The following is a 22,290-nucleotide window of genomic DNA, read 5'->3' as shown; positions in this document are numbered from 1 at the left end:
ATTTAAGTTAGGTGATATTGCCAAAGGAAATATTGATCCAGGCCAGTGAAAGCCGTCGGATTGTTCAACGATCAGTTCGAGAAGACGAATTGTCCCTTGATCTTTTTCGCACCGATGAACCCGAGGTCAGGGAACAGCAGGGTTTTCAGCCACGCCGCGTAACCGACTATCGCCAGGGTAATGCCCACCACGATCAGGGTGGTCACCGGGTCTTCTTCGAAACCCTTGAACATGCGCGATAGCTGGCTGAGCGTCAGGATCACGTAGACGGTGTAAACCGACGCGATGTTCTTGTAGAAGCCCCAGGCAAACAGCAGTGGAATGCCACCGGCGATCAGCATCACCGTCAGAGCCATACCCGCGCTGAATTCGTAAAACAGGAAAAAGCCGGCCACCGCACCGATCAATGCCTGAATGCAGGTCAGCACGACGAGGATCGTGACTTTGAGTGAATGGCGCTCTCTGAGTGCCGGATCAGGCCGGCCACCAATCCATGCGGCCAATACACGATCCTTGACCTTCCCGCCCGAGAGCGCATTGAAGGTTTCGGTCCTGGAGCGTCCGGCGTCGAGCATTTCGACCAGTTGCCGTTTGATTTCCTTCTTGTCCAACGTGTTCATCCTTAAATCGCGGTGAAAGCGGCCAATCCACTTCCGCCGGCGATTCTCGCCGTTGGCCTCCAGGAAAGCAAAAAGCCGCTTGCACCGTGTAGTGCAAGCGGCCGAGACAGTGGCCTCAAGGGAGCATTCGATCAGTGTACGAACAGGGCAATCAGGATAATGATCGGGATCGGTACACCGAGGAAAAACAGCAGTAATGAGCGCATGGTGATGCTCCTTGTTAGCGGACTGGAGGCAGGGTGGTGGCTGTGGTGTAGGTGTCGACTTCAACGTACTCGACCGCATCCCGACGACGACCGCCGAAAGTGGCCGCGAAGCTGGCGAAGAACGCACCGATCAGCAGCGCAACGAACATCCACAGGGAAGTCAGCGCAGCAACTTTTGCAGCAGCGTCAGCGGCCTGCTGGGCTTTGACTTTGGCGTCGGCGATGGCTTTCTGAGTGCGAGCGTAGACTTCATCAACACGACGTTCGGCGTCGGCCTGAGTCAGGTTGGTGCGTTGCGCTACCAGTTGTGCGAGGTAGGTACGGTCTTCGGCACTGAGCTGACCGTTGGCCAGGCTCTGCGCAAAGATTCGCGCTACGGCGCCATGCGCAGCATCGTCACTGACAGATGCCGGACGGTCATCGCGAAACAGGCTGTCGATGAAGTAGCCGTACTGGTTGCTGTCGGTTTTGGCTGCTGCGGTACCCGCTGCTTGAGTCATAGCGCTGGCGGCGCCGCCGGCAACACTCGCACCGGCCTGAACGCCACCGCTGATCACACTGCTGACCGAGCCGACCACCAGAATCGCGGTCACCAGAGTCGCTACGCACCATGAGAGGAAGCCATGCGCGGTGTCGCGGAAATACACTTCGTCGCCGTGCATGTTCGCCCACTTCACCCGCAGGCGTCCGGCGATGTAACCGCCCATGCCGGAAGCGATGATCTGCGTCGCCGCCAGCCAGACTATGGTTGAAATGCCCAGGCCCTTGGCGCTGATGCCCTCCCCGGCCCACGGTGAAACTGCAGAGAAGCCAAGCCCGAAGCCCAGCAGCACCAGAATCATCGACAATGCGGCTGCCGCTGCCGCGCCAGCGAAGATCGCACCCCAGGACACACCTGAGACGTTGCTCGACTCTCCTTCGAAGGCAGGATAAAACCCATCTGAGGATCTATTCATTGTTGTTCTGCTCCAGGCATGAAAAATGGTGTTACAACTCGTCACGAGATGAATTGCAGCGACCGTGCCAGTCGTCAGAAATAAATAAATCCTTATTTTTCAATAAGTTATAAATAATGAACTTCCTTGAGCCGTGCAATTTGCAACAAGGTGCAGATATCAGCGGGTTTTATGCATTGGCACAAAGTCTGTTATTTGCGTTTGTGACAGGCTCAACATGAAAGTTAATTTAAAGCGTCACGGAAAATACTTGGCAAAATGCTGCCATTCCGTTTCAACCGATCAAGGCCTGCCCTATGACTCGTATTTTGACCATCGAAGACGACGCCGTGACCGCCCGGGAAATCGTTGCCGAATTGAGCAGCCACGGCCTGGATGTGGATTGGGTCGACAATGGCCGTGAAGGCCTGGACCGTGCCGTCAGTGGCAACTACGACCTGATCACTCTCGACCGCATGCTGCCCGAACTAGATGGCCTGGCCATCGTCACTACCCTGCGCACCATGGGCGTGGCCACGCCGATTCTGATGATCAGCGCCCTTTCCGATGTCGATGAACGCGTGCGCGGGCTGCGCGCCGGCGGTGATGACTACCTGACCAAACCGTTCGCCACTGACGAGATGGCCGCGCGGGTCGAAGTGTTGCTGCGGCGCCAGAGCACTGGCGGCACGCAACCGACCACCTTGCGCGTAGCGGATCTGGAACTGGACTTGATCAGCCACGAAGCGCGCCGCGCCGATCAGGTGCTGACGCTGCTGCCGACCGAGTACAAGCTGCTGGAATTCCTGATGCGCAACAGCGGCCAGATTCTCTCGCGGATGATGATTTTCGAAGAGGTCTGGGGCTATCACTTCGACCCCGGCACTAACCTGATCGACGTGCACATCGGGCGTCTGCGCAAGAAGATCGACGCAGCGGGCAATGTTCCGCTGATCCGCACGGTACGAGGCTCGGGTTATGTCATTGCCGAACCCGTCTGACGGTTGGCGTTCCTCCAGCAGCCGCTTGCTGGCGCTTTACAGTTCGCTGTTCGTGGCCTGGAGTGCGATCCTCATGGGGGTCATGTATTTCGAGGTGTCCGGGTATCTGGACAACCTGGCCAAGCACTCGCTGATGCAACGTCAGCACCTGTTCTCGCACTTTCGCGGCGAGCAACTGGAAGAAGCCCTGGCCGCTAGCATGACCTTTGATATTCGCGGCATCGACGCCTACGGCTTGTTCGACGCCGAGCAGCGCTACCTCGGTGGTGCATTGCAGCAAATCCCCGAAGGCCTGCCGCTCGACGGCAAGATCCACACCCTGGCCGATTGCGCCGACTCCGATGACCCGACCCTGCCCGCCGACAGTTGCGACGCGGTCGCGACCCAGACTCGTGATGGTCGCTGGCTGGTGTTGCTGCGCGACAACGGCTCATTGTTTGCCGTGACACGGATCATTTTGCACGCGTTGTTCTGGGGTGTTTCGCTGACGATTCTGCCGGGGATTGCCGGTTGGCATCTGCTGCGGCGGCGGCCACTGCGGCGGATTCGGGCGATTCAGGCCAGCGCCCAGGCGATTGTTGCCGGCGACCTGACCCATCGTTTGCCGCTGTCCAATCGCCGTGACGAACTGGACATGCTCGCCGCTATCGTCAACGCCATGCTCGAACGCATCGAGCGCTTGATGCACGAGGTCAAAGGGGTCTGCGACAACATCGCCCATGATCTGCGCACGCCGCTGACTCGTCTGCGGGCGCAGTTGTATCGCATGCAGCAACAAGCCGGTGAAGGCTCGCAGCAAGCGGCGCAACTGGATCTGGTGCTGGGCGAAGCGGATACGCTGATGGCGCGGTTTCGTGGGCTGTTGCGGATTTCCGAGCTTGAGGATCGGCAGCGGCGCTCCGGTTTTGTCGAACTCGACCCGGTGCAATTGCTGGAAGAACTGCATGAGTTTTATCTGCCGCTGGCCGAAGAAGACGAATTGCGTTTCGAACTGAACATGCCGGAAACCTTGCCGCCACTGAATGGCGACCGGGCGCTGTTGTTTGAGGCGTTGGCGAATCTGTTGAGCAACTCGATCAAGTTCACCCCGCCCGGTGGCACGGTGATTTTGCGCGGTGTGAATGACGGCGGACATACGCGCATCGAAGTGCACGATTCGGGCCCCGGGATTCCGGAAGCAGAGCGCGAGGTGGTGTTTCAGCGTTTCTATCGCGCCGAGGGCGGGCAACCGCAAAGCGGTTTTGGTCTGGGCTTATCGATCGTTGCGGCGATTGTCAGCCTGCATGGTTTCACGCTGGAAGTGGGCAGCAGTGATCTGGGCGGTGCGAAACTGGCACTGGATTGCAAACAGAGCCTGATTTCACAATCCTGAGGTTGATTGCAAACCTCCACCCTGTGGGAGCTGGCCTGCCAGCGATAGCGGTGGTTCAGTCGGCATAAATATTGACTGGACCGACGCCATCGCTGGCAGGCCAGCTCCGACAGGTTTTTGTGGTGATCAATCAGGCCGGGTAGTTGGCCCGCAGGGCTTCGAGGCCGACCTGGTAGATGCCGGTGAACAGCGACCCTGAGGTTGATTGCAAACCTCCAATTCAATACACCCCTTGTGGGAGCTGGCCTGCCAGCGATAGCGGTGGTTCAGTCGGCATAAATATTGACTGGACCGACGCCATCGCTGGCAGGCCAGCTCCCACAGGTTTTTGTGGTGATCAATCAGGCCGGGTAGTTGGCTCGCAGGGCTTCGAGGCCGCCCTGGTAGATGCCGTTGAACAGCGATCCTGAGGTTGATTGCAAACCTCCAATTCACGCCCCCCTGTGGGAGCTGGCCTGCCAGCGATAGCGGTGGTTCAGTCGGCATAAATATTGACTGGACCGACGCCATCGCTGGCAGGCCAGCTCCGACAGGTTTTTGTGGTGATCAATCAGGCCGGGTAGTTGGCCCGCAGGGCTTCGAGGCCGCCCTGGTAGATTCCGTTGAACAGCGACCCTGAGGTTGATTGCAAACCTCCAATTCAATACACCCCTTGTGGGAGCTGGCCTGCCAGCGATAGCGGTGGTTCAGTCGGCATAAATATTGACTGGACCGACGCCATCGCTGGCAGGCCAGCTCCCACAGGTTTTTGTGGTGATCAATCAGGCCGGGTAGTTGGCCCGCAGGGCTTCGAGGCCGCCCTGGTAGATGCCGGTGAACAGCGATCCTGAGGTTGATTGCAAACCTCCAATTCAATACACCCCTTGTGGGAGCTGGCCTGCCAGCGATAGCGGTGGTTCAGTCGGCATAAATATTGACTGGACCGACGCCATCGCTGGCAGGCCAGCTCCCACAGGTTTTTGTGGTGATCAATCAGGCCGGGTAGTTGGCTCGCAGGGCTTCGAGGCCGCCCTGGTAGATCCCGTTGAACAGCGCCACCACTTCTTCATCACTGACGCCATTGGCCGTGAAGCGCCCCGACCACGTTACCCGTGCGCCCTGCCCCTGAGCTTCGACTTTGATCGTCGCCAGATATTCCGTCGCCGGGAACGGTGCCTCTACAATCGAATAGCTGTAAATCTTCGCCGCATTATCAAACGTCTGCAGACGCTCGATCACCGTGCCGCCATCGGCGGTTTTCAGGGTGCGCACGCGCCCGCCTTCGCTCAATTCGCTGCTCGGAATGAACGGTAGCCAATCCGGCAAAGTGTTGAACCCGCCGATCAATTGCCAAACCTGCTCGGCCGAGGCCGGGATGTCGATGTACGCTGATGCAGTTGCCATAAATAAACGTGTCTCCAAAAATATTCGGGTTCAGATTGCCATGCTGTCGACCACACCACCATCGACCCGAAGGGCCGCGCCGGTGGTTGCCGAGGACAGCGGTGAAGCGATGTAGGTCACCAGATGCGCGACCTCTTCGACATCGGCCACACGCTGGATGATCGAGGTCGGCCGCGCCTTGCGCACAAAGGCGTCGGCTTCGTCGCGCAGGCTACGGCCGGATTCGGCAGCGGCGTCCTTGAGCATCTGTTCCAGGCCATCGGTAAACGTCGGCCCCGGCAGAATCGCATTGACCGTCACGCCAGTGCCAGCCAGACGCTTGGCCAAACCGTGGGACACCGCCAGATTGGCACTTTTGGTCACGCCATAGTTGAGCATGTCGGCCGGCGTCGCCACACCGGATTCCGAAGACAGAAAGATCACCCGGCCCCAGCCCTGCTCGACCATCGCTGGCGCGTAATGCCGCGACAGGCGCACGCCGGAAATCACGTTGACCTCATAGAAACGCGTCCACTCGCTGTCCGGTGTTTCGAAGAAATCCACATCATTGAAGATCCCGAGATTGTTCACCAGAATGTCCGCACGCGGTTCGGCGGCGAAGAGTATTTCCGCACCTTCGGCAGTGCCCAGATCCGCCGTCAAACCACGCAATTGTGCACCCGGGACTTTTTGCCGAATGCTCTCCAGCGCCTGATCGACTTTGCTGGTTTCGCGGCCGATCACCACTACCGTGGCACCGGCTTCGGCCAGCGACTGGCTGATACCGAGACCGATGCCAGCGGTGCTGCCGCTGACGATTGCAAGTTTTCCACTCAGATCGATTTTCATGCTTTCACCTCATCGATTGGCAATGGTGCACGTTCGGACACCAGTTTCGCTTCACGCATGGCCTGCCAGAAACCGGCCGGAATCACTGCCGACAGTGCTGCCATATCTTCAGCAATTCGCCCCGGTTTGCTGGCACCCGGAATCACTGCCGCCACTGCCGGATTGGCCAGCGAGAATTGCAGCGCCGCAGCTTTTACATCAACGCCGTATGCAGCAGCGATGTGTTTGATCTGTTCAACCCTGGCGATGATCTGCGGGCTGGCCTTCTGGTATTCGAAGTGCGCACCACCGGCAAGAATCCCCGAGCTGTAAGGGCCGCCAACGACGATTTCGACATTCTGCGCCAGCGCTGCGTCCATCAATCGTTGCAGGGCGCGGTCGTGATCCAGCAGGGTGTAACGGCCGGCGAGCAGGAAGCCGTCAGGCTGCGCTTCGGTCAGATCCAGCGTCAGTTCGCACGGCTCGACCTTGTTCACCCCCAGACCCCAGCCCTTGATCACGCCTTCTTCACGCAAACGGGTAAGAACTTTGAATGCGCCGGTGCGCGCCTGATTGAAATACTCCAGCCACTGATCACCGTAGAAATCCTGGGCGATGTCGTGCACCCAGACGATGTCCAGACGATCGGTTTGCAGGCGCTTGAGGCTGTCTTCAATCGAACGCATCGTGGCGTCGGCGCTGTAGTCGTTGACGATTTTGTTTGGGCGGCCGTGTTCGAAAACACCGCTTTTCTCGCCGAGATCACGGGCTGCAGCGTCTTCGACTTCGTCGAGAATGACCCGGCCAACCTTGGTGCTCAGCACGTAGTCGTCACGCTTGTATTGGGCCAGCGCGGCACCGAGGCGGATTTCCGACAGGCCTGAGCCGTAGAACGGCGCGGTGTCGAAGTAGCGCACGCCGGCATCCCAGGCTGCATGCACGGTGGCTTGCGCTTCTGCTTCCGGGATGGCGCGGAACATGTTGCCCAGTGGTGCAGTGCCGAAGCCGAGTTTGCCGGGCAGTTTGTCTTTCAAGCTCATTGGTTTGTCCTCGTAGGTGTCTGGGTCTGTGTGACCGTTGAGCAGATCCTAGATTGCGCAGCCGAGACCGTCCAAGACATAATCCGCAGCACTTGAGTCCCTACAGGTCTGACATGATCGACATCCGCCAATTGCGCTACTTCGTTGCCGTCGCCGAAGAAGAACACGTCGGCCGCGCCGCTGAACGGCTGCATATTTCCCAATCGCCACTTAGCCGACAGATCGCCCAGCTCGAAGAACGCCTGGGCCTGACCCTGTTCGAGCGCAGTCAGCAACGTATTCGGCTGACCCGCGATGGCCAGACTTTTCTCGCCGAAACCCGCGCTCTGCTGACGCACGCCAATCGCCTGGAGTCCCTTGGCAAACGTCTGGGCCGGGGCGAAGAAGGCGGTTTGTGCATCGGCTACATCGAAAACGCCATGCACGCCGGGGTCTTGCCGAATGCCTTGCGGGTGCTGCGGGTGGATCGGCCTAACGTGCACGTCGCGCTGTACAACCTGAGTTCCACCGAGCAACTGGAAGGACTGCGTCAGCGTAGTCTCGATATCGCGTTGGTGAACGAGCCGCCGACCTATGACGATCCGGATCTGCTGGGTTTTCAGGTGCTCGACGACCCGATGCTGCTGGCGCTGCCGGAACAGCATCCGCTGGCGCAGCAGGCCGTTTTGAGTCCTGCGGATCTGGCCGATCAGGAATGGATCGGCGTCCAGCCGCGTCAAGGCGCGGAGGATGACTTTGTGAGTGCCTGCATCCGCGCCGGGTTCACTCCGGATGTGCGCATGCAGGCAACAGAGCCGTTCACTGCACTGGGTTTGGTGGCGTCTGGGCTGGGGATTGCGATGATCCAGAAAGGCCTGAGCCACAACGCCCCACCCGGTGTGGTGCTGCGGGACGTGCCATGGCTGGCGTTCACGACACCGCTGTGGGCAGCGTGGCACCGGATCAATTTGCGGCCGTTAGTGGAGACCTTTCGTAAAGTCCTCACCGATACGCATCCCTGTGGGAGCCAGCCTGCTGGCGATTTGGCCGGCATATCCAGAATATCTGCTGGCTGATACGCCGTCATCGCCAGCAGGCTGGCTCCCACAGGTTTTACCGGGGATCTACACTTTATGGGAGAGTTGTCTGCCGTGAGGTGCCCATGAAAATGTCCGCACAAATGACTGTGGTCGCGGTGCTCGCCACCCTCGCCTACCTGGGTCTGGCGGTGTGGGGCATCGGCGGTCCGGCGATTTTCTTTGCCCATGGTTCGCTGGTGATAGTGGCGCTGGCGACCTTGCTGATGGTCGTCGCGTCCATGTTCACCGAGGTCAATCTGAGTTCAGGTGAACGTGAAGACCGCGCCAACCGCTGGGTGCTTCCGGCATTCGGGGTGATTGGCCTGCTCAGCGGATTCCTGCCGGCGTATTGCGACCGCATCGATTTCTGGACCTTTGGTGGCGAGGGCGTGCGTTGGCTGGGGGCGTTGCTGTTCATCATCGGCGGTGCGTTGCGCTTGTGGCCGGTGTTTGTGCTGGGGCGACGATTTAGTGGGTTGGTGGCGATTCAACCGGGGCATCGGCTGGTCACGGATGGCATTTATCAGCGTCTGCGTAATCCGAGTTATCTGGGGTTGGTGGTCAACGCTGTGGGCTGGGCGCTGGCGTTTCGCTCAAGCGTTGGATTGTTGCTCGCGGTACTGACCCTGATCCCGCTGATCGCTCGTATTCATTCCGAAGAAGCGTTGCTGCGCAGCCAGTTCGGCGCGGAGTACGACGCTTATTGCAGTCGCAGTTGGCGGCTGTTACCGGGCGTCTACTAAACACTACAAATCCCGTGTGGGAGCCAGCCTGCTGGCGATGAGGCCTGCAAATCCAAAAGCCTTGTCGCCTGACACTCCGCTATCGCCAGCAGGCTGGCTCCCACAGGGCTTTATCGATGCCGGTTAACGGGTTTCCAAACGCAATTTGCCGTCCGCGTCGACTTCTACGCTCAGCGTTTCATAGCTGGCCATCGTCGCGTGCTGCGTTTCAATCGGATGATGATGCGTGGTGGTGACGACCAACAGCGCAGCGCCGGCCGCTTCCGCCGCCTGAATGCCCACGGCCGCATCTTCGAAGATCAGGCACTCACTTGCCTCAAGACCGAGGCGTTTGGCTGCGAGTCGATAACCGGCCGGATCAGGTTTGCCAGCCGTAACGTCCTCGGCAGTAACCATCATCGCAGGCTCGGAAATCCCCGCCGCCGCCATCCTGCGCAACGCCAAATCACGCGGAGCAGACGTCACCATCGCCCAACGGTTCGCTGGCAACGAATTGAGAAACGCCTGCGCGCCGGGGATTTCGATGATGCCTTCAACGTCGTCGATTTCCGCTTGAGCGATGAACGCGGCTTGCGCTTCGGCATCCACGCCCGGCAGGTTCAGACGATTGATGGTATCGATGGCCCGCGCGCCATGAATGGTCGGCAAAAACGTTTCGACGTCCACCCCGTGACGTACCGCCCAGGCAGACCAGACGCGTTCGGCAGCGGCGATGGAGTTGAGGACGGTGCCGTCCATGTCGAACAGGAACGCGCCAAACGCGCGGTTGAAAACGGTGTCGTGAGCAGACAAAGGGTCGAGTCCTCTGGCAATGGGCCGGGCAGATTTGCCCGGCAATGTAGCATTAGCGCGGCGGATCGACCCAGCCTGTCAGTGCAAACTCGGCGCCTTGGACTTGAACGCGCTTTCCACACAATCAAGCAATTGGCCGATGGCCCAAGGCTTCTTGATGAACGCCACCGGACGCTTTACCCCGGAGGTCTCGGGGGTTTCATAACCGGACATGACCATCACCGGTTTGTCCGGCCAGCGCTCGCCGACCAGATTGGCCAGATCCGCACCGTTGAGGGTGCCGGGCATGGTGATGTCGGTCAGCAACAGCGCGACTTCCGGCGCGTGTTCCTCGAGATATTTACTGGCCGCATCCGCACTGGTCTGCGGCTCGACCAAAAAACCTTCCTCCTGAAGAATTTCGCAGAGAAACTCCAGAATCAACGGATCATCCTCGACCACCAGAATCAACCCGCCAGGAAGGTGCGCGCTCGCCGTCGGTGTTGGGCTCATGTAGTGGCACTCCCTGATTTGCATTAACGATTTAGCGGCTCAAATCCGCTGCTTATCTGGTATGAGCAGCAGGCCCGGCATTAATTCATTTTTGATACAGGTCTTTTCCAAATGGTCAGTCTTACGCTTTACCAGCGGACGTTCGCGACCGCTCATTTGTGGTTAAAATGCCGGCCCTTTTGCTTGCCGATCGTGACTGATGAACCCTGAAGCCCTCGCCACCCTCCGCGCTCACTTGTTGCCAGCCCTCGCAGCGGCGCCAAGCGAAACCCGTCGTTTGTTCCACGGGCGTGGACGTTGCTGGCCGGGCCTGGAACAACTCACAGTGGACTGGCTGCAAGGCGTGGTGTTGGTGTCGCTGTTCAAGGAACCGCCACCCGAGCAGCTCGAAGCACTCAAGCATTTGCTGATGGACCTCAGCACCAGCACCGAGTGGCAGCAGTCCGGCGCGCACACTTTGCTGATTCAACATCGCTACCTGCCGCAAAGCACCGCCGAATGGCTGTTGGGCGATGAAATCGATGAGATGGGCATTGTCGAAGGTGGCTTGCAGTACCGGGTCGATCTGGGCCGCAAGCAAAACGCCGGGCTGTTTCTCGACATGCGTTACGGGCGCAACTGGGTGCGCGAGCAGGCTGCCGGCAAGCGCGTGCTGAACCTGTTCGCCTACACCTGCGGTTTTTCCGTGGCGGCCATCGCCGGCGGCGCGAGCCATGTGGTCAACCTCGATATGTCCCGCGCGGCGCTGAGCCGTGGCCGCGACAATCATCGGGTGAACGGGCATGACGTGAGCAAGGTGAGTTTCCTCGGCCACGACCTGTTCAAGTCCTGGGGCAAGGTGATCAACAGCGGCCCGTATGATCTGGTGATCATCGATCCGCCGTCGTTCCAGAAAGGCAGTTTTCTGCTGACCAAGGATTATCGGCGCGTGCTGCGTCGCCTGCCGGAACTGCTCACTGCGCAAGGCACGGTGCTGGCGTGCATGAACGATCCGGCGTTTGGTTCGGACTTTTTGATTGATGGCGTGATGCAGGAAGCGCCGAGTCTGCGCTTCGAGCAGCGCCTGGAAAATCCACCGGAATTCCCCGACATCGACCCGGAAAGCGGCCTCAAGGCCCTGATTTTCAAACGTCTCGAATAACCCAATTCAAATACCTTTGCCAACCTGATCCCTGTGGGAGCGTGGCTTGCCCGCGATGGCGGTGTATCAGCCAACAAAGATGCAAGATTTGCCCGCCTCATCGCGGGCAAGCCCGCTCCCACAGGGGTTGATGTTGATTCAAGAGATTTGGGGGCGTAGCACCAGGGCGAACAGTTCGCCGTGTCCGGTGACATTCAGCTTGTGATACAGGTTGCGCCGATGGACCTTGACCGTCTCCGGCGAAATGCCCATCTGCTGCGCCATCGCCTTGCTGGAGAAGCCTTGCAGGATCAACCGGGCGGTGTCGATTTCCCGGGTCGTCAACCGAGCATCGAAGCGATCAAGCAACGTCGCCAGGTCACCCACCGGTACTTCGGCAATCGGCCCTTGCGGCGGCACCAGTTGCACATGCCGACGCATCGCCGCCAGCACCCAGTCCCGCACACAGAGCAAGCGCCCCTGCTCGGCCAGAGCAAACGCCGAGTCGCGCCCGAGTGACAAGCCGAGCACGCCACCCTCGACGTTGATCATGAATTGCAGCTCATCCGCGCCGACCACCGAGCGAAAGTAGCTCTGGTAATACTCGCTTTGTAGAAACTGATCCGGCGCCACCGAGGCCAGGCTGTGCAAGCCATCGGCAAGCCCCGCCGACGCTGCCTGATAAAACGGATCGAGCAGGTACATGCCAGCGCAATAACCGGCCAGATCCTCCTGCTCATCAGCGCGGCCCTTGCTGTCGAAGTCGATCAGCAAGCGTGGCGCCTGACCCGGCGACATCAGCGCGACCAGGGCGTTATCCAGCGGCACCAGCAATCGCAGCGTATCGACCAGCGCCCGCCAGAAACCGTCCTGTCCGACCCCGGCAAACACCCGCGCCAGACTTTGATGCACCGGCAACTCCTGCAACAACGCGTCCACGCTCTACCCCTTTTGAGTAACCCATGATGGGAATGGGTCCGGCGCAGCCCGCCCGATAGGCTGACGGCTCCTGTTCATCACCGGCCTGCACAGGCCAAGAGTGCCGCATCATGCGTCGTCATCACGGGTATATCAACCTGGGCCTGACTGCCTGCCTGTCTGCCGTAATCACCGCAAATGCGGCCGATGCGCCGACCGTGCATGTCTACAACTGGTACGACTACATCGGCCCCAATACCCTGCACGATTTCAAACGCGACAGCGGCATCGAACCGGTCTACGACACTTTCGACAGCGCCGAAGTGCTGGAAGGCAAATTGATGACCAGCCGCAGCGGTTATGACGTGGTGGTGGCGAGCAACTACAGCCTGCCGACCCTGATCAAGGCCGGCGCCCTCGCCCCGCTGCCCCGCGAGCAATTGTCTGGCTGGAAGAACCTCGACAGCGATCTGCTGAGCAAACTGGCCAACAACGACCCGGGCAATCAGTACGCAGTGCCGTATCTGTGGGGCACCAACGGCATCGGCTACAACGTCGACAAAGTGCGTGCCGCGCTGGGAGACAAGGCGCCGGTGGATTCATGGGATCTGGTGTTCAAGGAAGAGAACCTGGCCAAACTCGGCCAGTGCGGCGTGGCGATGCTCGACTCGCCGTCGGAGATGATCCCGGTCGCCCTGCACTATCTGGGTCTGCCGCCGAACAGCACCAATCCCGAGGATTATCAGAAAGCCGAAGCGTTGCTGCTGAAGTTGCGCCCGCATATCGCTTACTTCAACTCATCGAAATTCATCAGTGATTTGTCCAACGGCAACATCTGCGTAGCGGTCGGCTGGTCGGGGGCGATGCTCGAAGCCAAGACCAACGCCGAGCAGGCCGGCAACGGCGTGAAGATCGCCTACAGCCTGCCCAAGGAAGGCGCTCCGGTGTGGTTCGACACGCTGGTGCTGCTCAAGGATGCGCCGCATCCGGCTCAGGGCCTGGCGTTTATCGACTACTTGCTGCGCCCGGAAGTGATTGCGCCGGTTACCGATCATTTGTCCTACCCGAACGGCAATCGACCGGCGACTGCGTTGGTTGCCGAAGCCACTCGTGAGAATCCGGCGGTGTACCCGTCGGCCACGGCAATGGCCACGTTGTTCACCCTTGAGCCACTGCCAAAAGCCACCGAACGGGTGCGCACGCGGGTGTGGAGCAAGGTCAAAAACGGCCAGTAAAAACACCACACAACCACTGCAAAACTCTGTGGGAGCTGGCTTGCCAGCGATGGCGTCGTCCTGGTCAACATTTATACCGACTGAACCACCGCTATCGCTGGCAAGCCAGCTCCCACAGGATCGGTGACAAGCCCTACCTTTCTGTTAAGAGACAAAACCAATGAACCCACGTGCTCGTGACTTGAACATCCGCATCGGCCAGATGCAGCCCGGCCCGCTCAACGCCATCACCGATGTGCCCGGGGTGCGCGTCGGCCACAGCAATGTGCGTGGCCGCAGTGACGCCGGCCGCGATATCTGCACCGGGGTCACAGTGATCGAACCCCGCGCCGGTTCGACCAATCAGCAACCGTGTTTCGCCGGGGTGCATGTGCTCAATGGCAATGGCGATGCCACCGGGCTGGAATGGATTCGCGAGGCCGGATTGCTCACCAGCCCGATCGCCTTCACCAACACCCATAGCCTCGGCGTGGTGCGTGATGCGTTGATTGTGCTGGATCGTCAGCAGCAACCCGATGACGGTCGTCTGTACTGGAACATGCCGGTGGTGCTGGAAACCTATGATGGTCTGCTCAATGACATCAACGGTTTTCACGTACGCCCCGAGCACGTCGCCGAGGCGCTGCACAGCGCGCAAAGCGGCGCAGTCGAGGAAGGTGCGGTCGGCGGCGGCAGCGGCATGATCTGCCATGAATTCAAGGGCGGCATCGGCACCGCTTCGCGCAAGTTGAGCACAGCTCAGGGCGGCTGGACCGTCGGCGCGATTGTGCAGGCCAACCACGGCATTCGCGGTGAGTTGCGGGTCGATGGCTATCCGGTCGGGCGTTACATGGAACAGGTCGATTCGCCATTCCTGCGCGCCTCGTTACCGCATCCGGGCATGGGCTCGATTGTGGTTTGCCTGGCCACCGATGCGCCACTGTTGCCGCATCAATGCACGCGCCTCGCGCAACGGGCCAGCCTCGGTCTGGCGCGTACCGGCGGCGGCAATGAAGACCACAGCGGTGACATCTTCATCGCCTTCGCCACTGGCAACGACCACATTCAGCCAGCAGCCTACGAAGGCAAAGGCGCGCCGACCTGCGACGGTTTGCGCATGGTCAACAACGACCACATCAGCGAATTGTTCCTCGCTGCCACCGAGGCGGTTGAAGAAGCAATCATCAATGCCCTGCTGACCAGCAACAGCACCGAAGGCAACGGGCATTCGGTGCCGGGACTGGATGCTGAAACCCTGCTCGCGTCCCTCGCAAAAGCAGGCTGGCCCGGCGCCCGGTAATCCCACAGGGTCAGGTGAACATTTGGCTGCCGAGGTCATGCGCGGTTTTCAGGTGCAATGCCGGGTCTTGCACCTCGGAATCCAGCAGCAATGTCGAACTGATCACCTGTGCCCCGCTGTAATCGAAAATCCCGTGGTCGATCTGCGCTTTCATCGCCGCACCATAGCCGTGGCGTTCATAAGCGCGTGCATCCGCCCCGCCGAGGCCGACCAGATGCACGCGCATATGCTGGAGCTTTTTCACGTGCATCAAGTCACCGCCGAAATCGAACGCCCAGCCATTGCTGAACACCCGGTCGATCCAGCCCTTGAGCAGCGCCGGCATCGACCACCAATAAACCGGATACACCAGCACCAGCGCATCGGCGCGATCAATGCGCGCCTGTTCAGCCAACACATCTGCGGGCGGCTGTGCCTCGCGATGATGCACGGCGAAATCGGCAGCGCCGAAACGCGGTTCGAAACCTTCGGCATAGAGATCGGCGATTTCAAAAGTAGCGTCCGGATTGGCCTGAACCAGCCCTTCGCCAATCTGCCGGGCCAGCCCATGAGTCAGCGAAAGTGGCTCGTGATGGGCGACAACAATGAGTGCGTGCATGGGAATTCTCCTGTTGGTTTATACCGACCAAGGCTTATATACTCTTGGTAAGTTACGAACAGTAAGTTACGTTTGGTATATAAGCGATGTCAACCACTGAAAATCCCGAAACGGTTTCACCTGCCCAGCCGCGCCGACGCCTGTCCCGCGAAGACCGCCAACGCCAATTGCTCGACGTCGCCTGGCAGCTCATTCGCGCCGAAGGCACCGACGCCCTGACTTTGGGTTATCTCGCGGAAAAGGCCGGCGTGACCAAACCGGTGGTCTACGACCACTTCACTACACGTGCGGGTTTGCTGGCAGCGTTGTACCGGGATTTCGACAAACGGCAGACCACGCTGATGGATGCCGCACTGGCGAATTGCGCGGCGAATTTGATCGATACCGCGACGGTAATCGCCACCGAATACGTCGGTTGTGTGTTGCTTCAGGGAAATGAAATTCCGGGAGTGATCGCTGCGCTGGCAAGCTCGCCGGAGCTTGAGAAAATCAAGCGCGAGTACGAGGCGATCTTCCTCGAAAAATGCCGCAACGTACTGCAACCGTTCGCCGAGGGCGGCGTGATTACCCAAGCGAGTCTGCGAGCAATGCTGGGCGCCGCCGAGGCGCTTTCCAACGCGGCGGCGGGCGAAGAGATCAGTGCCGAACAGGCACGGGACGAACTGTTTGCCACGATCATTGCGCTGGTCGAACGTACCGCCACCCGGGCGACTAGCGGTACTTGAGTCGGCCCTTGCGCGCTCCCAGTATAAAGATACGCGGTCGTTTCACTCCTGAGCGGCTGCGTAGGGAGTGGGTGTTCTGAACCCCAAACAAGCCCACTCTTGTTTCACGCGCAGCTTGAGCCTCACGGGCTCTACTCTCCCCATCAAAGAGTCTTGAGGCTCTTTTTTATTTTGCGTTTCTCAAGCGTGCTCAGTGAACCGTCAGGCGCTGGCGGACAAATTCTTCGGTATGGCGGGTGACTTGGTCCAGATGCCGGTCGCGCTGTTTCTCGGCGTCGACCATGGCGCGCTTGCCATTCTTTTGCAGCAGATAGGTGTGAATCTGCTGCACTTCCAGTGAGCGGTAAATCGGCATGGTGTCGATAAAACCATGCAAGCCGTTGCTGCGGTAATGCCGGGTGCTCATCAGCACCTGCGTCTCGCGCTGACCGATCACCTCAAAACCCAGGTTCTCGAAGTACGGCACTTTGCCGACACTGCACGCCAGCTCAGCATGCGGATAACGCCCGACCATCTCGGCCAGCATTTCCCGCGCCACACCCTGGCGCCGATGCCCTTCGCGCACGGCCATGTAAGCAACGCTGCAGGCTTCCCAGTCGCCTTGCACCGGCAGGTACAAAAGGAAACCGGTGACTTGCTCCGGATCTTCCTCGGCAGTGGCAACCAGCAACTCCACCTCGATACCCTTCTCGCCGTTGAGCGCTTCCAGATACAGATGCATCTCGTAGCCAACCGCGTACTGATAGACGTTGTACAGCAGGTTGCTCGGGCCGAGACCGACCGCGCTGATGTCGGTCAGGTAATCGACCACCATCTGCAAAATCTGGCTGTTGACACCCTCAGGACACGGGGTTTTGAAATGGGTGATGCGTGGCATGGCAAACGGGCTCCGGCGGAAAACCGCAACATCATACCCTGAAGAAAATTTCATCTGCTGAAGATCGGACTTTTCACCGATTTGGCGTCCAACCCTTTAGCTGCGTTCACTTTTCGACGCAGGCCTTGAGGAGTCTTCATGAGCGTTCTGCGTTCTCTGTTCAAATGGCGAAAAGCCCTGCTGCTGGTGCCGTTGACCCTGGCCACGCTGGCGAGTGCGCCGGTGTTTGCGCAACCCGTGGTCATCGTCCAGCAAGCACCACCGCCGATGCGCATGGAAGTGATGCCCGGTGCCCGGCCCGGCTATGTCTGGGATCAGGGCCATTGGCGTTGGCAAGGACGCGGCTACGTGTGGATACCCGGGCACTGGCAACCGGTGCGATATGGCGCCCGCTGGAAACCGGGGCACTGGCAGGCTCGCGGGCCGAACTGGTTCTGGGTCGAAGGTCACTGGGTGCGTTAAGCCCCGATCAGCATGCAAACATCACTTACCGGAATCATCACCATGTCGCGAACCGTAAAAACCCTGATCAGCGCCACATTGCTGGCGATCACACTGTCCGGCTGCGTTGTCGCGCCGGCCCGCCCGCATCGACCACCACCGCCAGTGGAAGTGGTGCCGGTCATGCCCGCACCGGGGTATCACTGGGTTAATGGCCATTATCGCTGGGGCGGCAATGAATGGCGCTGGGTGCCGGGGCACTGGCGGGCATATTGATCCACAGCTACGACGTCACTGTTGTGGCGCCACTACCTTGAACCTGATGGCGATGTCTTTGGAAACCACGGTGTCGGCCCACTCGCCGGCACCGAGTCCGAAATCATCGCGCTTGAGCACCAGTTCGCCGTCGAAGATGCCGATGGCGTTGTCCGGTTTCAACTCCACCGGCACTTGCACCTCGCGCGTGATGCCTTTGACCGTGAGCTTGCCGGCAATCAGATAGTGATTGTCTTTGTCCTTAGTCACGCGGGTCGATTCGAACACCGCCAGCGGGTATTTTTCCGTGTCGAACCACGCCGGTTTCACCAGCTCGGTATTGGCGTCTTCACTTCCGGCGTCAATGCTGTTGAGGTCAATGTGCAACGTGGTGCGGGCGTTCGCGAGGTTGTCGGTGTCGAAGTCCAGCGTCGCGTCGAACTTGCCGAACGTGCCGTACATCCGCGAGCCCATCTGGTTGTAGGTGAAACTGATCTGGCTGGCGGTGGTGTTGACCCGGGTGTATTCGACCGCCTGCGCGACAGGTAAGACGATCAGGCAACAGGCGACAGCCAACAACAATCGGATCAACATGACGGGCTCCGGATGAGGCTTGCCTTTGAGGGTCTCGATTGACTTAAGCAAACAACCGGTGGTTACGCCAGTTATCCTCGGCCCTGGACGGGCTCTCAAATAGCTGCTTCACCGACTCGCGCCGAAGCCACGCCAAACCTTTCACCTGCACGAAATCGGTGACGAAGAACCAGGGCTGGCCGCTCAACGCAGTAATAGGACATGGCACTCAGAACAAAAGCCAGCGCCAACACTGTCGCGACTCTGGAGGAGTCATAGTCAGCCGGCCAGAGCGCATGCAGAAAGTACATCACCACATAATGGTTGAGAAACACCCCATAGCTGATATTGCCAAGCAGTTCGTCGATCCGGTGATACTTGAATCGGGTCAACAGATACACCGCTGGAATGCCCAGTGTGACACCGAGAGTGACTTCGGCATTGAAAGGATGGCGTTCGATCATCCCGGCCATGATTGCCGAAAATATCAGCGCAGCCAGCACAGTGGTGCCGACGGCAATGATCAAGCCCTTGGCTTGCGCTCGGTACAGATAACTGCCGCAAAGAAACATGAACAGCACGCCCGGCAACAGGCGATAACCGTAAATATCGGTGTTGATGTAGCCAAAGACCGCGACCATAAACACAGCAACAGACAGCGCAAACACAACACCGCGCAACTTGAAGATAAGCAGAAAAGGGATCACCAGATAGAAACACATTTCCAGCCCCAGCGACCATGCCGGGGGCAAAATCCAGGTACTGGCGAATCCGAACATGTAGAAGCCGAGCGGTACAATCGCAAGACTTGAGACAACGCGCTCCAATGTCAGCTCGGCGGCTTGTGGCGTATCCGGCAAAAAGAAATAAAGCACGGCGCAGGAGATGACGAAATACAGCAGGAACTGCGGATAAAGCCTGAGTGCTCTATCAAGATAGAACAGGCCGATTTTTTTCGGCGTGCTGTAATTGCGCTCAATGAGCGAAGTCATCACAAATCCGCTGATGATCAAAAAAGAAATTACCGCAACCACGCCCGGATTGAGCCCGACGATGGTTATCCCCATGTGAGACATGGCCACCAGAACGGCCAGCAACAGTCGATACGCCCCCACTTGCACCCTCTTACGTCATTGTAATTATGGTGCTTAACCTACGATGCTTTGCCGCTGAAAAAAAGCGTTTGCAGGTGTCAGAAACGCCAATTTACGGTCAATCAGTCAAACCAGGCGTTCGATCTTCTGATGCTGCCAGACCAGTTTGTAATACAGGGTCTGCAATACCAGCATCCCCAGATACGCCACCGGGAACGCCATCCACACACCCTGCAATCCATACTGCCCATCGAGCCAGTAAGCGGCCGGCAACTGAATGCCGACCACGCAGACAATCGCAATCGCCACGGGTACCAACACCGTGCCGCTGGCACGCATGATCCCGCCGATGATCGCCTGGAAGCCGAACACCAACAGGCTCCACAACATGATGTGCAACAAGTGTTCGGCCATCGCCCGAGTCGAATCCTCGGTCAGGAACAACCCGAGCAACCAGTGCGACAACAGATAGCCGAGCACGATCAAGCCGCCGGTCAAACACACGTTGATCAACAGCCCGGTGCGCAGGATCGGGCCCATCCGCTCCAGTCGCCCGGCACCGATGGCCTGCGCGCCGAGGATCGAGGCGGTGATCGCAATCGACAGCGCCGGAAACTGCACATAGTTGACGATCTGCGTTACCGCGCCATACGCCGCCGTCGCCTGGGAACCGTGCTGGTTCACCAGCGCCAGAATCACCAGTTCCGACAGCGACAGCACGATCATCTGCACGCCGGTCGGCAGACCGATGCGCAACACCTTGCCGAGAATCGCCCCGTCGAGTCGCAGCGCTTTGAAAAACTCCCGGTCCGGCGCCAGCGGATGGCCCTTGCGGATCAAGCGCCACGCCAGCCACGCCATCGCCGCCAGGTTACCGGCCAGTCCTGCATACGCCGCGCTCTGAATGCCCAGTTGCGGCAAGCCGAACCAGCCACGAATCAGCGCCGGTGTCAGCGCCAGCCCGACACTGGTCGAGACAATCAGCGCCAACAGCGGCGACAACGTGTCGCTGACCCCGCGCAACAACTGGGTGAACAGCACAAACACCAGCATCGACGGCAAAATCCACATCATCACATGCGCATACGCCACCGCATCGTCCAGCACATCAGCCGGCGTGCCGAGGCCCTGCAACGCCTGCCGCGCAAACACACTGCCCAGCACCGCCGCCGCCAGCCCGATCATCACCCCAAGCAACAACGTCGCCCCGGCGATAGCCTTGACCATATGCGACTCACGCGCACCCCACGCCTGACCGATCAACACCCCGGCGCCCGCGCCCAGCCCAATAACCAGTGCGATGAAGAAAAACACGATCGGGAACATCCCCGAGACTGCCGCCAGCGCCTGCGTGCCGAGCATCTGCCCGATGTAGATGCTGTTGATCGTGCCGGACATCGATTGCAGGAAATTCGACAGCACCATCGGCGCGAGAAACAGCAGATAGGTTCGCCAGAGTGGGCGTTGGGCAGCGGCGGCACTTTGCATGGGATTGAGGTCCATCTCGGCTACGGGTTGGCAGGTGAAGGATAGCTTCGACGAGTTGCCGCCAAGGTGCAATTAACATCTGGGACAGCTGATTATTTTTTCGGTTTTAAACGCGCATGCATCCGCCCAATCGTGATAAACAAAGGGCCTTTCGCCCCTATCGAGGTCTTGCCCATGCCCCACGCTCCACGTCTGCTGACTTGTGCCCTGCTCGCGCTGATCGCTGGCAGCGCCCACGCCGCCCCGGCACCCGAAACCTTGCAACCGTTGTTGGTCACGCTAAACGAACGCCTGAACATCGGTGATCTGGTGGCGCTGACCAAATGGGACAGCGGCAAGCCGATTCAGGACAGCGCTCGTGAAGCACAGGTCATCGCCAATGCCCGGACGCTTGCCAGCGAACGTAAACTCGATCCGGAAGATGTCGCGCAGTTGATCGCCGCCCAGATGGAAGCCAACAAACTGGTGCAATACGGGTTGCTCGCGCAATGGCAAGCAGCCGGCGCCGCGCCGAACACGCCGCGCCCGGATCTGGCCAAGCAGATTCGCCCGCGCCTGGATGAACTGCAAACGCGGCTTTTGCAGCAATACGCCGCATTTGCCCCCTATCGCCAAGACCCGGCTTGCCCGACCTGGCTGGCCAATGCGCGCAAAGGTTTGACCCACGACACGCTGCACGAGCTGGCCCTGACCCGCGCCACCGGCGAACTCTGCGTTCGAGCGACAGCCCGGTAAACCGGAGCCAAGGCATACATCGTTGGCGTCGATAGTCACCATCACGTCAATGAAGTTCTCATAAAAAATCCCGGGCGTAAGATCGGCTCCATACCAAACAACTACCCCCGGAGCACACGATCATGAAACGCCAAACCCTTCTCGGCCTCGCATTCTCGGTTTTCGCAATCAACGCTTTTGCTGCTGTTCCAGCTCACACGATGATCGCCGAAGGCGGTTCGGACAAACTGATCGAAAGCCGCGTTGCTGAAGGTGGCTCGGATCGTCTGAACGAGCGCCGTGTAGCTGAAGGTGGATCGGATCGTCTACTCGAACGTCGTGTTGCTGAAGGTGGTTCGGATCGTCTGAACGAGCGCCGTGTGGCTGAAGGTGGTTCGGATCGTCTGAACGAGCGCCGCGCTGTATAAATCGCTGGCTGTACCAACGGCAAAAAAGTAGCCCGGCCTGATCAGCCGGGCTTTTTCATAAGCGCAGTGGCTCCCAGCCATTACAAACGGTTATTT

At 59.4% G+C, this 22,290-nt stretch carries 25 protein-coding genes; 12 read left to right on the top strand and 13 right to left on the bottom strand.

What is annotated here, in order from left to right; translation table 11 throughout:
• Positions 1–71 precede the first annotated feature (71 nt).
• Positions 72–620: a hypothetical protein gene (locus ACTWLJ_RS18380; RefSeq protein WP_445177878.1), complete on the bottom strand. Its 549-nt coding sequence runs from the start codon at positions 618–620 to the stop codon at positions 72–74.
• 220 nt (positions 621–840) lie between these two features.
• On the bottom strand, positions 841–1,782 hold the full coding sequence (locus tag ACTWLJ_RS18375; protein WP_445177877.1) for a hypothetical protein: 942 nt from the start codon (positions 1,780–1,782) through the stop codon (positions 841–843).
• Between the two features lie 296 nt (positions 1,783–2,078).
• On the opposite strand from ACTWLJ_RS18375, the gene ACTWLJ_RS18370 reads away from it, so the two are divergent.
• Complete coding sequence (locus ACTWLJ_RS18370) at positions 2,079–2,762, top strand: response regulator transcription factor (RefSeq protein ID WP_445177876.1); 684 nt, start codon at positions 2,079–2,081, stop codon at positions 2,760–2,762.
• Complete coding sequence (locus ACTWLJ_RS18365; protein ID WP_445177875.1) at positions 2,740–4,134, top strand: sensor histidine kinase; 1,395 nt, start codon at positions 2,740–2,742, stop codon at positions 4,132–4,134. Before ACTWLJ_RS18370 ends, ACTWLJ_RS18365 begins: the two co-directional genes overlap by 23 nt.
• Positions 4,135–5,106: 972 nt before the next feature.
• On the opposite strand, the gene ACTWLJ_RS18360 is transcribed toward ACTWLJ_RS18365, so the two are convergent.
• Genes ACTWLJ_RS18360 through ACTWLJ_RS18350 form a run of 3 tightly spaced genes read right to left on the bottom strand, consistent with a single transcriptional unit; the run spans position 5,107 to position 7,364 of the window.
• Complete coding sequence (locus ACTWLJ_RS18360; RefSeq protein WP_445177874.1) at positions 5,107–5,517, bottom strand: SRPBCC family protein; 411 nt, start codon at positions 5,515–5,517, stop codon at positions 5,107–5,109.
• Positions 5,518–5,547: 30 nt separating this feature from the next.
• Positions 5,548–6,345 carry an SDR family NAD(P)-dependent oxidoreductase gene (locus ACTWLJ_RS18355; protein WP_445177873.1) on the bottom strand — a complete coding sequence of 266 codons (798 nt, stop codon included), beginning with the start codon at positions 6,343–6,345 and terminating at the stop codon, positions 5,548–5,550.
• Positions 6,342–7,364 (bottom strand): aldo/keto reductase, encoded by a 1,023-nt coding sequence (locus ACTWLJ_RS18350; RefSeq protein ID WP_445177872.1) that lies wholly within the window; start codon positions 7,362–7,364, stop codon positions 6,342–6,344. The genes ACTWLJ_RS18355 and ACTWLJ_RS18350 overlap by 4 nt, the downstream gene beginning before the upstream one ends.
• A 113-nt stretch (positions 7,365–7,477) precedes the next feature.
• Between ACTWLJ_RS18350 and ACTWLJ_RS18345 the strand changes: the two genes are divergently transcribed.
• The gene (locus ACTWLJ_RS18345; protein ID WP_445177871.1) at positions 7,478–8,419 is read left to right on the top strand and encodes a LysR substrate-binding domain-containing protein; all 942 of its coding nucleotides are present in this window, start codon (positions 7,478–7,480) and stop codon (positions 8,417–8,419) included.
• An 86-nt stretch (positions 8,420–8,505) separates the two neighbouring features.
• Entirely contained in the window at positions 8,506–9,165 is a 660-nt protein-coding gene (locus tag ACTWLJ_RS18340; protein WP_401212093.1) for a methyltransferase family protein, read from the top strand.
• A gap of 123 nt (positions 9,166–9,288) precedes the next feature.
• Here the strand turns inward: ACTWLJ_RS18340 and ACTWLJ_RS18335 are convergent, their stop codons facing one another.
• Positions 9,289–9,957, bottom strand: a complete 669-nt coding sequence (locus ACTWLJ_RS18335; RefSeq protein WP_445177870.1) for an HAD-IA family hydrolase — start codon at positions 9,955–9,957, stop codon at positions 9,289–9,291.
• A gap of 78 nt (positions 9,958–10,035) precedes the next feature.
• Positions 10,036–10,449 (bottom strand): response regulator, encoded by a 414-nt coding sequence (locus tag ACTWLJ_RS18330; protein ID WP_445177869.1) that lies wholly within the window; start codon positions 10,447–10,449, stop codon positions 10,036–10,038.
• Positions 10,450–10,648: 199 nt separating this feature from the next.
• On the opposite strand from ACTWLJ_RS18330, the gene ACTWLJ_RS18325 reads away from it, so the two are divergent.
• Positions 10,649–11,590: a class I SAM-dependent methyltransferase gene (locus tag ACTWLJ_RS18325; protein WP_445177868.1), complete on the top strand. Its 942-nt coding sequence runs from the start codon at positions 10,649–10,651 to the stop codon at positions 11,588–11,590.
• Positions 11,591–11,728: 138 nt separating this feature from the next.
• Here ACTWLJ_RS18325 and ACTWLJ_RS18320 read toward each other — a convergent pair whose 3' ends face one another.
• Positions 11,729–12,508: a helix-turn-helix transcriptional regulator gene (locus ACTWLJ_RS18320; RefSeq protein WP_445177867.1), complete on the bottom strand. Its 780-nt coding sequence runs from the start codon at positions 12,506–12,508 to the stop codon at positions 11,729–11,731.
• 110 nt (positions 12,509–12,618) lie between these two features.
• Here ACTWLJ_RS18320 and ACTWLJ_RS18315 point away from each other — a divergent pair, with 110 nt between their 5' ends.
• Both ACTWLJ_RS18315 and ACTWLJ_RS18310 read left to right on the top strand, forming a co-directional pair.
• Positions 12,619–13,722 (top strand): polyamine ABC transporter substrate-binding protein, encoded by a 1,104-nt coding sequence (locus tag ACTWLJ_RS18315; RefSeq protein WP_445177866.1) that lies wholly within the window; start codon positions 12,619–12,621, stop codon positions 13,720–13,722.
• Positions 13,723–13,882: 160 nt separating this feature from the next.
• Positions 13,883–15,001, top strand: a complete 1,119-nt coding sequence (locus ACTWLJ_RS18310; RefSeq protein ID WP_445177865.1) for a DmpA family aminopeptidase — start codon at positions 13,883–13,885, stop codon at positions 14,999–15,001.
• A gap of 10 nt (positions 15,002–15,011) precedes the next feature.
• Here ACTWLJ_RS18310 and ACTWLJ_RS18305 read toward each other — a convergent pair whose 3' ends face one another.
• Positions 15,012–15,599, bottom strand: a complete 588-nt coding sequence (locus tag ACTWLJ_RS18305) for an NAD(P)H-dependent oxidoreductase (protein ID WP_445177864.1) — start codon at positions 15,597–15,599, stop codon at positions 15,012–15,014.
• 86 nt (positions 15,600–15,685) lie between these two features.
• Between ACTWLJ_RS18305 and ACTWLJ_RS18300 the strand changes: the two genes are divergently transcribed.
• On the top strand, positions 15,686–16,324 hold the full coding sequence (locus ACTWLJ_RS18300) for a TetR/AcrR family transcriptional regulator (RefSeq protein WP_445177863.1): 639 nt from the start codon (positions 15,686–15,688) through the stop codon (positions 16,322–16,324).
• 190 nt (positions 16,325–16,514) lie between these two features.
• Here the strand turns inward: ACTWLJ_RS18300 and ACTWLJ_RS18295 are convergent, their stop codons facing one another.
• Positions 16,515–17,201 carry a GNAT family N-acetyltransferase gene (locus ACTWLJ_RS18295; RefSeq protein ID WP_445177862.1) on the bottom strand — a complete coding sequence of 229 codons (687 nt, stop codon included), beginning with the start codon at positions 17,199–17,201 and terminating at the stop codon, positions 16,515–16,517.
• Between the two features lie 138 nt (positions 17,202–17,339).
• On the opposite strand from ACTWLJ_RS18295, the gene ACTWLJ_RS18290 reads away from it, so the two are divergent.
• The gene (locus ACTWLJ_RS18290) at positions 17,340–17,663 is read left to right on the top strand and encodes a YXWGXW repeat-containing protein (protein WP_401212069.1); all 324 of its coding nucleotides are present in this window, start codon (positions 17,340–17,342) and stop codon (positions 17,661–17,663) included.
• A 42-nt stretch (positions 17,664–17,705) separates the two neighbouring features.
• Positions 17,706–17,918 (top strand): YXWGXW repeat-containing protein, encoded by a 213-nt coding sequence (locus ACTWLJ_RS18285; RefSeq protein WP_401212066.1) that lies wholly within the window; start codon positions 17,706–17,708, stop codon positions 17,916–17,918.
• Positions 17,919–17,933: 15 nt separating this feature from the next.
• On the opposite strand, the gene ACTWLJ_RS18280 is transcribed toward ACTWLJ_RS18285, so the two are convergent.
• The 3 genes from ACTWLJ_RS18280 to ACTWLJ_RS18270 all read right to left on the bottom strand — a co-directional run bounded on the left by ACTWLJ_RS18280 (position 17,934) and on the right by ACTWLJ_RS18270 (position 21,052).
• Positions 17,934–18,491 (bottom strand): YceI family protein, encoded by a 558-nt coding sequence (locus ACTWLJ_RS18280; RefSeq protein ID WP_445177861.1) that lies wholly within the window; start codon positions 18,489–18,491, stop codon positions 17,934–17,936.
• A 95-nt stretch (positions 18,492–18,586) separates the two neighbouring features.
• On the bottom strand, positions 18,587–19,585 hold the full coding sequence (locus ACTWLJ_RS18275; RefSeq protein ID WP_445177860.1) for an acyltransferase family protein: 999 nt from the start codon (positions 19,583–19,585) through the stop codon (positions 18,587–18,589).
• Positions 19,586–19,690: 105 nt separating this feature from the next.
• Positions 19,691–21,052 (bottom strand): MATE family efflux transporter, encoded by a 1,362-nt coding sequence (locus ACTWLJ_RS18270; RefSeq protein WP_445177859.1) that lies wholly within the window; start codon positions 21,050–21,052, stop codon positions 19,691–19,693.
• Positions 21,053–21,226: 174 nt separating this feature from the next.
• Here ACTWLJ_RS18270 and ACTWLJ_RS18265 point away from each other — a divergent pair, with 174 nt between their 5' ends.
• Entirely contained in the window at positions 21,227–21,787 is a 561-nt protein-coding gene (locus ACTWLJ_RS18265) for a chorismate mutase (protein WP_445177858.1), read from the top strand.
• 122 nt (positions 21,788–21,909) lie between these two features.
• Positions 21,910–22,194 (top strand): hypothetical protein, encoded by a 285-nt coding sequence (locus ACTWLJ_RS18260; protein ID WP_445177857.1) that lies wholly within the window; start codon positions 21,910–21,912, stop codon positions 22,192–22,194.
• Positions 22,195–22,290 lie beyond the last annotated feature (96 nt).

It is taken from the genome of Pseudomonas sp. McL0111 (assembly GCF_052567255.1).
The sequence above is the reverse complement of the archived record's forward strand: the minus strand, read 5'-3'. Positions and strand labels throughout refer to the sequence as shown.